This is a genomic window from Shewanella sp. WXL01, assembly GCF_012263345.1.
GTDB lineage: Bacteria > Pseudomonadota > Gammaproteobacteria > Enterobacterales > Shewanellaceae > Shewanella > Shewanella maritima.
Genome location: NZ_JAAIKQ010000002.1, coordinates 581,861 through 591,306, shown reverse-complemented (window position 1 = coordinate 591,306; position 9,446 = coordinate 581,861). Strand labels below are relative to the sequence as shown.

Below are 9,446 nucleotides of genomic sequence, written 5' to 3'. Positions count from 1 at the left end.
ATTCCCCTGTAGTTCAGTTGGTAGAACGGCGGACTGTTAATCCGTATGTCACTGGTTCGAGTCCAGTCTGGGGAGCCAACATAATCCGATATTTAAGTATTCCCCTGTAGTTCAGTTGGTAGAACGGCGGACTGTTAATCCGTATGTCACTGGTTCAAGTCCAGTCTGGGGAGCCACTTAAATCTCAATTTGATTCAATTCCCCTGTAGTTCAGTTGGTAGAACGGCGGACTGTTAATCCGTATGTCACTGGTTCGAGTCCAGTCTGGGGAGCCAATCAAATCTCAATTTCTTCGATTCCCCTGTAGTTCAGTTGGTAGAACGGCGGACTGTTAATCCGTATGTCACTGGTTCGAGTCCAGTCTGGGGAGCCACTCTTTTCCTGTGTTTATTTTCCTTATTTTCTTCTAGCAGTAAGCTAAATCCATCTGCCATTTAGTCTATCGATGAGTTTATTCAACCCACGGCAATGCTAAATCGGCGCTCTAACTAACTAATTTTTATAGAAAATTACGTTATGAGCCATAGGCATATTGTCTTAAAAAAACGATTCATAGTCTAAGTTAATTGTTTGCAACACGGTGTTTTGTTTTTAGCTGCTATAACCATAAGTGCTAGTGAAATTCTTCCTATAAGTCTGCTAATATAGTTTAATATTTCTGATATTTTTCAATGATGTCTCGTGAATAGTAGTTAAAAGTCACAATGACATTAGCTCATCGAATAATTGACGATTAACCAATGCTTCAGGAACCGAACGCTTTATGGGCATATCAAAATCATTTCAGCTAACCTTGCTGATCACTTTTGGTTTGATGCTGTACATCATATATCACACCGAAAACATGGAAGTACAAAATCAAGGTCAGGTCGCGCGTGCTCAATTTCAAACTGACATTAAGCAATACAAGCCTTGGGTTGGTGATGGCGAAGACTTGTATAAAAAACTGTCTGAGCAATATTCGTTTCAGTTTTTCCAGTATGTTCACAAAACTGACAGCGACTACAACTATACTTTCGGCTCTCTTGCTCGTCCTGATGACGATTTTGCTAGCAAGGTGTTCGACATCCAGCTCGGTCATGCAGAGGAGCTAGGTGATGGTCGCATTCAAGTGCGTTTAAGTACCTCAAGTGTTATTTCGCCAAGTTTTGCCGATCTAGAGCAAGCTGCCCATATTATTATTCTAAGTTACCTCATCTTGATGTTGGTGTTCGCCATTTTGATTCGCGTGCACATGCGCCGTATTAAGTACGCTGCAGAATACATCAGTAACATCCCTAACCTGTCATTCCAGGCTGTGGAACGCTCGCGCTTTCCTGGTGTACTTCGCCCTATAGGTAATGCGTTAGATAGCTGCCGCTCACAATTGAAAGACAGCTTGAGTAAAGTTCATGCTGAAAACGACAAGCTAACAAAAGCTGCCTACCAAGACCCAATTACCGGTTTTTCAACGCGTAGCCGCTTTATTAAATATTTAGATAAAGTGCAAAAGGCAAAAGATAAACAAATCGGTATCATGGCAATCACTAAAGCTGCCGAGCTGGCCAATATTAACCAATTACATGGCCGCGCTGCCGGTGATGATTACCTTGCAAAAATTGCGACTTGTATGCGTAAAGCTGCCGCTAATGTCGGTAAAAGTGAATGCTATCGCTTATCAAGTGGTGACTTTGCTATCTTCTTTGAGGGCTTAACCCTAAAAGAAGGTGAGAAATACCTCGATAATCTGCGTGGTCAGCTTGATGAATATGCAAGCTCTGCCGCGATGGACTCTGTTGCTCATACCGGTATGGTGCCTTATGAGAACCAATGCGACCCATCGAAATTAGTGTCACTAGCAGATGCAGCTGTGAGTATTGCGCAAACATTAGGCCCGAACCGTTACCATCAACTAGAGAAGTTTACTGGTAATGAACAGCAAGGTACTGACCATTGGAAAACCACCATTGCTCAGCTTATCCAAAATCAAAGCATGAGCTTTTTCCAACAGCCGATTCAGCCTTGTCATAACGACAGTGAAATCTATCGTGAACTACTCGCGCGCTTTTACAACGCAGAAGGCGATCACTTGCCAACCTCTACCGTTATCGCCATGTCTGAGCGTCATACATGTAATCTCGAACTGGACAAGATGATTGTAACCAATGCCATTAGACTGCTGAGTGAGAACCCAAGTTTGTCTGGTATTTTCGGCGTTAATATTAGTGCGAGTACCGCTATGCAAGATCAGTTCTGCTTATGGCTGAAAGACGTACTTGGTCGCCAGCGTAATATAGCATCGCGTTTGGTATTTGAAATTAACGAATCTGGCATGCAGTCAAATCTGCAAGCCAGTCACAACTTCGTCAACGAGGTGCATAAAGTTGGCTCTAAAGTCGCCATTGAGCGCTTTGGTCTTGGGTTTACTTCATTTAAGTTCTTTAGAGAAGTTCGTCCAGACTTTATCAAGCTTGATAGCAGTTACAGTAACGCCATTGAGCAAGACAATAACAATAAGTTTTTCGTACGCATGATTGTTGATATTGCTAAACGATTGAGCATTCAAGTAATTGCGTGTGGTGTTGAACGCCAAGATGAGAAACTCACTCTTGAAAAGCTACTTGTTGATGGTCTGCAAGGCTACTACATCGCTCAGCCAGAAAAGGTCAAAAAAGGCTGATTCAGCTGGATATTTCCCTTACAGAGTAAATTTTCGAACAAGGTTAAGTTATACCCAAGCAGCTTCAATATACAGGGTTCAGAGCCTCTCATTAGGTTCAGTTCGAGGCGAAAAGTCGACGTAATGGCATTCCCTTTCTAGGCTTTGCAACAAAGAAATGGACCTAATGAGTGGCTCCCAAAGGGCGAGTTTGATTGGCTGTCATGCTTTGTTGCAGATTTTCAACGTAGAACAACTATGTATCAAATCAGCGCCGCGCCTGAAAGCCAATCAATTCTCGCTGAACATGCATCTTGAGGTTGTTTGGGTATATATTGCTTTAACCTTGTTTTTTATCCGTTGTTTCTTAACGCTAAAACTAAGATAATAGCTGGATTGATTTTGGCTATCTCACAACATAATGACCGAATACCTCTTATTATTAATCGGTACTGTACTGGTTAATAACTTTGTATTAGTTAAGTTTCTCGGACTTTGCCCGTTTATGGGCGTTTCAAGCAAGCTTGCCTCCGCGATTGGTATGTCGATGGCAACCACCTTTGTGCTTACCCTCGCCTCAATTTTAAGCTACTTAACCAATAAATTCTTATTACAGCCGTTTGACCTGCAATACCTAAGAACCATGAGCTTTATTTTGGTCATTGCGGTAGTGGTGCAATTTACCGAAATGATGGTACAAAAAACCAGTGCATCACTGCACCGTACCTTAGGTATCTACTTACCGCTTATTACCACAAACTGCGCAGTGTTAGGTGTAGCACTACTTAACGTTAATGAAGACCATAACTTCTTGCAATCTGCTGTTTACGGCTTTGGCGCAGCAGCTGGCTTCTCATTAGTGCTTATTCTATTTTCAGCCATGCGTGAGCGCCTTGCTGCTGCAGATGTGCCACTGCCATTTAAAGGCGGCGCAATTGCGATGATCACAGCAGGCCTAATGTCACTTGCCTTTATGGGCTTTGCGGGGCTAGTGAAGTAATGCTTTCAAGTATTTTAATTGCCATTGGTGTATTAACCGCTGTCGCACTGGTGTTTGGCATCATGCTCGGTTTTGCTGCCGAAAAGTTCAAAGTTGAGGGCAACCCTGTTATCGACCAAGCCGAAGCACTGCTGCCACAAACACAATGTGGTCAATGTGGTTACCCTGGGTGTCGCCCTTATGCAGAAGCCATAGCCAACGGCGATGCGATTAACAAATGTCCTCCAGGCGGCACAGCCACCATGGAGAAACTCGCTGAGTTAATGGGTGTCGACCCACAACCAATGGATGAGGTGGTTGCCGACAATGTCAAAAAAGTCGCCTACATTCGTGAAGACGAGTGTATTGGCTGTACCAAGTGTATTCAGGCATGTCCTGTCGATGCCATTTTAGGTTCAGGCAAGTTGATGCACACTGTCATCACCAAAGATTGCACAGGTTGTGATTTATGTGTTGAGCCCTGCCCGGTTGATTGTATCGACATGATCCCAGTAAAAACTAATCTACAAAACTGGGATTGGAAGTTAAATCAGCAAACCATTGAAGTTATTTCGGCCGAGAAGTATGAGGAAAAGCGGTGCTAACTTTATTAGAACAATTAGATAAAGGAACACTGTGGCACTCACCTGGTGGCATTCACCCGCCTGAGTTAAAACAGTCGTCAAATACTGCGCCTATCGCGCGCCTATCGCTCGCACCAGAGTACATAGTCCCAATTCCTCAAGTTGGTGATTTAGCGGTCTTGACCGCACAAAAAGGTGACCATGTATTAAAAGGTCAAATGCTCACCCAAGGCAAAGGATTCAGTTACCTGCCAGTTCATGCACCTACCTCAGGTGTAGTTAAGGCAATTGAACCACGAGTAAGCAATCATGCCTCTGGCCTACCTGTATTAAGCCTAGTAATTGAGCCTGATGGTGAAGATACCTGGGCGAAGCTAACACCTGCCAAGCTTGATGAGCTATCGAACCAAGCGATTATCGACAAGATTAAAGACGCGGGTATTGCCGGTATGGGCGGCGCGGCGTTCCCGAGCCATATTAAGCTCAACCCAGCCAGTGAAATTGATTTGGTTATCATCAATGGCGTGGAATGTGAGCCGTTTATTACCTCAGATGATCGCCTTATGCGCGAGCACGCTACAGAGATTATCTCTGGCGTTGAAGTCATCAATAAATTGCTAACGCCAAAGCGCATTGTTATCGCCATTGAAGACAATAAGCCCGAAGCGATTCAAGCAATGGAGCAAGCCGTTGCTCAATGCCCTATTGCTAAAGGTTTGATGCGCGTCACCGTTATTCCAACTAAATACCCATCTGGCGGTGAAAAACAGCTCATTCAAATCATCACTGGCCAAGAAGTGCCAAGTGGTGCAATCCCAGCACAATTAGGCATCGTGGTACATAACGTCGGTACTGCTTTTGCCATTCAAGACGCAGTGCTTAACGGCAAACCCCTTATTGAGCGTGTTGTGACACTAACTGGCGATCAAGTCGCGCATCAAGGCAACTACTGGCTTCCTATCGGCACGCCAATTAAGCATGCCTTGCAGCAATGTCAATTTAGCGCTCAGACTCAGCAAAAGTTAATCATTGGCGGCCCTATGATGGGGTATGCCATCAGCGAATTGCAGGTGCCGGTACTTAAAGGGACAAACTGCGTACTCGCGCCAAGCAATAATCAAATTGCAGAAGACAGTCCAGAGCAAGCTTGTATTCGCTGCGGTGAATGCGCTGTAGCCTGCCCTGCGCTGCTACTACCTCAGCAACTATTTTGGCATTCAAAAGCTGAAGAATACGACAAAGCCGCCAGCTTTAACTTACAAGATTGTATCGAGTGTGGCTGTTGTAGCTACGTATGCCCAAGCGATATTCCGCTGGTCGAATATTACCGCATTGCTAAATCAGCGCTACGCAATGCTGCAGAAGAAAAACGCCAAGCTGAGGCGGCTAAGCACAGATTCGAAGCCAGACTGAAACGCTTAGAAGATGAAAAACTGGCCCGTGAGGCCAAGGCGAAAGCTGCAGCTGACAAACGCAAGAAAGCCATGTCAGGCTCAGATAAAGACGCTGTAGCCGAAGCGATGGCGCGCATTGCAGCTAAAAAGAAAGCCGCAGAGCAATCAGCGCAGTCTGCGTCAGAGACTGGTACACCTGAGACTAACACTTCTGCCAACAACAATAAGTCAGCAGCGGTAAGTGCTGCTATCGCCAGAGCAAAGGCGAAAAAAGCTAAACAGGCTCAGCAAGCAAGTGGCACCAGCGAAACATCTCAAAACGCAGAGTCCAACGCACAAACGGATCCAACTGCAGAGTCAAAGCAAGATCGGGTTGCCGCAGCCGTTGCTCGCGCCAAAGCCAAGAAAGCGCAGCAAGCCAAAGAAGCTGATAAAGCAAGTGATCAACAAACTGAAGCTGCAAGTCCGTCGGTTTCAGGGGAGCTTGATCCTCAAAAAGCCAGAGTTGCCGCAGCTATCGCCCGTGCGAAAGCGAAAAAAGCCGCCCAACAAGCAGCTAAAGCTAATTCAGGTCAAGCTCAAGCGGGCCAATCTCAAGCGAATAGTGCACCAACGGCTCACGCTGACGCGCCGTCTGATGAGCAAAGCACAGATACAAGCGTAACTGATAGCAACGCCACTGATAACCAAAGTGCGCAAGACAGTAAGAAAGCACGTATTGCAGCTGCAGTTGCCAAAGCAAAAGCCAAGAAGGCAGCACAAAACTCGGCAGAATCGACAGACAGCAAACAAGCTACAGAGACGATAACAGAGAAGACGAGCACTGATGCTGAATTAGCCGCCAATAACGACGGCCAAGATGACAAAAAAGCGCGTATCGCTGCAGCAGTAGCTAAAGCCAAAGCAAAGAAAATGGCTCAACAAGCACCCTCAGCCAGCGAGCTCGATGACTCTCAGGCCGAAGATAGTGCTAGTGAAGCTGATACTCAAGCTAAGCAAGATACTGTTGCTGATGCACCTTCATCAGGCCCTGTTGAGAGTGCAGCAGAGCAAAAGCAAGCGCGAATTGCCGCCGCAGTAGCTAAAGCCAAAGCGAAAAAAGCAGCTAAAGAGGCAGAGCAATCAGATGTTCCGGCAACAAGCGAAGCATCAAAGCAGAATCAACATGATGACGAGGCGCAGCGCAGCGATACACAAGCTCAAGCTGTGACGCCAACATCTGCCCCACTAACAGCTGAAGAACAAAAGAAAGCACGAATTGCTGCTGCCGTTGCCAAGGCAAAGGCCAAAAAGTTAGCTAAGCAGCAAGAGGAATAATCATGGCATTTAAAATTGCATCATCACCGCATGTCAGCACCAATAGTTTAACCTCATCGGTGATGCTAAAAGTTGCACTATGCCTTATTCCAGGGATAGTGGCGCAAAGCTACTTTTTTGGCTTTGGCACCTTAATCCAGCTTATGCTGGCAATCAGCACGGCTTACATTGCTGAGTCGCTAATGGTTAAGTTGCGCAGCCGCGCCGTATTGCCAGTACTAAAAGATAACAGCGCATTGGTGACCGCAAGCCTATTGGCAATCGCAATTCCGCCTCTTGCCCCTTGGTGGATTGTGGTTATCGGCACTTTATTTGCGATAGTCATGGTTAAACACATGTATGGTGGCTTAGGTCATAACTTGTTTAACCCGGCAATGGCAGCTTATGTTTTACTGCTTATTTCATTCCCAGTGCAAATGACATCATGGGTTGCACCACAAACAATTGCGCTTAATCAAGCAGACATGCTCACAAGTTTGCAGGCTATTTTTTATGAATCAGCAGAGTTTGCCGGTAATTACTTCCAGCTAAATGTTGATGCGGTTGCTATGGCGACTCCCCTAGATACCCTAAAAAACGATCTAGCGATGGGGCTCACAACAGATGAAAGCCTACAAAGACCCATATTTGATGCTGGTGTCGGACAAGGTTGGTTTTGGGTTAATTTAATGTACTTGCTCGGCGGCTTGATGCTACTAAAGCTAAAAGTTATCCGCTGGCAAATTCCAACAGCACTACTATCTAGCCTAATGCTATGCGTGGGTGTTGGCTTTGTATTGTACCCAGATACTCACGCTAGCCCTTGGTTACAGTTATTTTCTGGCGGCACTATGTTGGCAGCATTCTTTATTGCAACCGACCCTGTCAGCGCAGCGACTAGCCCTCGTGGTCGCTTAGTGTTTGGCGCTATGATCGGTGTATTGATCTATGTTATCCGCACCTTTGGCGGCTACCCTGACGCCGTAGCATTTGCAGTTTTGCTTGCCAATATGTGTGCTCCATTTATTGACCATTATATTCGCCCACGAGCATACGGCCACCGCACAGGAAATTCACTATGACCGAGAAAACTGTGGCTACTAGTTCTAAAGATAATAGTTCTGAAGATAATCAATCTGCTGCCAACAAATCGATGGCAAAAAAATCTATGGTCAAGAATGGCACCATTTTAGCCATCTTCGCGCTGCTATGTACTGGTTTGGTTGCCGTTATTAGCGCAATGACAGAAGACACCATTGAGCAACAACAAAAACTGCAACTTACCAAGTTATTGGCTGAAGTGGTGCCGGAAAACATGCACGACAACCCATTAACCGAGCATTGTATTTTGGTGCATGACCCTGAGTTACTGGGTAACGAGCAACCAATGCCAGCTTATGTGGCAACTATAGATGGAGAGCCGACCGCTCTGGCGCTAGAGGTGATTGCACCTGCTGGTTACAATGGCGATATTAAGATACTCATTGGCGTTGACAGCAATAACACTTTACTAGGCGTGCGCACCCTAGCTCATCAGGAAACACCTGGTTTAGGCGACAAGATTGAACTGCGTAAATCGGATTGGGTATTACAGTTTAGCGGTTGGATTTACGACAATACTAAGCCAGCATTAAAAGTTAAAAAAGATGGCGGCGATATTGACCAGTTCTCTGGCGCGACCATTACCCCAAGAGCGTATCTAGGAGCAATTAACAACGCTATGCGTTTTGTTGAGCAAAATCGTACCCAGTTATACCGCGCACCAATTAATTGTGAGGCTCATGATGAGTAAGTATTCAGAAATTGCCAAGCAAGGTCTGTGGCATAACAACCCTGGTATCGTACAGCTTTTAGGTTTGTGTCCGCTGCTTGCAGTAACTGCAACTGTCACCAACGCCCTTGGTTTAGGTCTGGCGACATTAGTGGTACTTGTTGGCTCAAATATTCTCGTGTCGCTGGTGCAAGACTATGTACCAAAAGAAATCCGCATTCCGGTATTTGTAATGATCATTGCCGCGCTAGTAACTTGCGTGCAATTACTGATCAACGCCTATGCCTACGGCTTATATATGTCGCTGGGCATTTTCTTACCACTGATTGTGACTAACTGTTTGATCATTGGCCGCGCCGAAGCCTTTGCATCGCGCAACTCCCTCGCCCACTCAGCGTTTGATGGTCTAATGATGGGTCTTGGCTTTGCTGCGGTATTAGTAGTGCTAGGCGCCGGGCGCGAAGTCCTAGGTCAAGGCACACTATTTGACGGTGCAGATTTGCTGTTAGGTGAATGGGCAAGTGTACTAACCATCCAAGTGTGGCAAGTTGATAATGCATTTCTACTGGCGATGCTGCCTCCAGGAGCATTCATCGGCATGGGATTAATCATTGCACTTAAAAATGTGATTGATCAACAAATTAAAGCAAGGCAACCTAAAGTATCGGCGCCTGCAGTCGAGCGCGCGAGGATCACCAAAGTCAGTTAGCGCACTAAGTGAACCTCAAGACAAATAATAACAATGATTAGGGTCTGTTGACCTTTCAAGATTATTTTTGCAGCT

At 45.7% G+C, this 9,446-nt stretch carries 7 protein-coding genes and 4 tRNA genes; all 11 read left to right on the top strand.

Annotation, left to right across the window (positions count from 1 at the left end; genetic code table 11):
• Nucleotides 1-2: 2 nt before the first annotated feature.
• The 11 genes from G3R49_RS07685 to G3R49_RS07635 all read left to right on the top strand — a co-directional run bounded on the left by G3R49_RS07685 (nucleotide 3) and on the right by G3R49_RS07635 (nucleotide 9,371).
• Nucleotides 3-78: transfer RNA gene (locus G3R49_RS07685), tRNA-Asn, on the top strand.
• A 22-nt stretch (nucleotides 79-100) separates the two neighbouring features.
• Nucleotides 101-176 (top strand) — tRNA-Asn (locus tag G3R49_RS07680).
• 23 nt (nucleotides 177-199) lie between these two features.
• Nucleotides 200-275, top strand: a tRNA-Asn gene (locus tag G3R49_RS07675).
• Between the two features lie 22 nt (nucleotides 276-297).
• Nucleotides 298-373: transfer RNA gene (locus G3R49_RS07670), tRNA-Asn, on the top strand.
• Nucleotides 374-763: 390 nt separating this feature from the next.
• Complete coding sequence (locus G3R49_RS07665) at nucleotides 764-2,659, top strand: EAL domain-containing protein (RefSeq protein ID WP_130597523.1); 1,896 nt, start codon at nucleotides 764-766, stop codon at nucleotides 2,657-2,659.
• Nucleotides 2,660-3,059: 400 nt separating this feature from the next.
• The gene (rsxA, locus tag G3R49_RS07660; RefSeq protein WP_130597524.1) at nucleotides 3,060-3,638 is read left to right on the top strand and encodes an electron transport complex subunit RsxA; all 579 of its coding nucleotides are present in this window, start codon (nucleotides 3,060-3,062) and stop codon (nucleotides 3,636-3,638) included.
• Complete coding sequence (gene rsxB / locus G3R49_RS07655) at nucleotides 3,638-4,222, top strand: electron transport complex subunit RsxB (protein WP_130597525.1); 585 nt, start codon at nucleotides 3,638-3,640, stop codon at nucleotides 4,220-4,222. The genes rsxA and rsxB overlap by 1 nt, the downstream gene beginning before the upstream one ends.
• Nucleotides 4,216-6,912 (top strand): electron transport complex subunit RsxC, encoded by a 2,697-nt coding sequence (rsxC, locus tag G3R49_RS07650; protein ID WP_167869225.1) that lies wholly within the window; start codon nucleotides 4,216-4,218, stop codon nucleotides 6,910-6,912. Before rsxB ends, rsxC begins: the two co-directional genes overlap by 7 nt.
• Nucleotides 6,913-6,914: 2 nt before the next feature.
• On the top strand, nucleotides 6,915-7,973 hold the full coding sequence (rsxD, locus tag G3R49_RS07645) for an electron transport complex subunit RsxD (protein WP_167869224.1): 1,059 nt from the start codon (nucleotides 6,915-6,917) through the stop codon (nucleotides 7,971-7,973).
• An 86-nt stretch (nucleotides 7,974-8,059) separates the two neighbouring features.
• On the top strand, nucleotides 8,060-8,683 hold the full coding sequence (rsxG, locus tag G3R49_RS07640; protein ID WP_167869413.1) for an electron transport complex subunit RsxG: 624 nt from the start codon (nucleotides 8,060-8,062) through the stop codon (nucleotides 8,681-8,683).
• On the top strand, nucleotides 8,676-9,371 hold the full coding sequence (locus G3R49_RS07635; protein ID WP_167869223.1) for an electron transport complex subunit E: 696 nt from the start codon (nucleotides 8,676-8,678) through the stop codon (nucleotides 9,369-9,371). Before rsxG ends, G3R49_RS07635 begins: the two co-directional genes overlap by 8 nt.
• Nucleotides 9,372-9,446 lie beyond the last annotated feature (75 nt).

Coding starts and splice junctions, on each gene's coding strand:
- rsxD (WP_167869224.1), top strand. CDS start 6,915: ATGGCATTTAAAATTGCATCATCACCGCATGTCAGCACCAATAGTTTA.
- rsxA (WP_130597524.1), top strand. CDS start 3,060: ATGACCGAATACCTCTTATTATTAATCGGTACTGTACTGGTTAATAAC.
- rsxG (WP_167869413.1), top strand. CDS start 8,060: ATGGTCAAGAATGGCACCATTTTAGCCATCTTCGCGCTGCTATGTACT.
- rsxB (WP_130597525.1), top strand. CDS start 3,638: ATGCTTTCAAGTATTTTAATTGCCATTGGTGTATTAACCGCTGTCGCA.
- G3R49_RS07635 (WP_167869223.1), top strand. CDS start 8,676: ATGAGTAAGTATTCAGAAATTGCCAAGCAAGGTCTGTGGCATAACAAC.
- G3R49_RS07665 (WP_130597523.1), top strand. CDS start 764: ATGGGCATATCAAAATCATTTCAGCTAACCTTGCTGATCACTTTTGGT.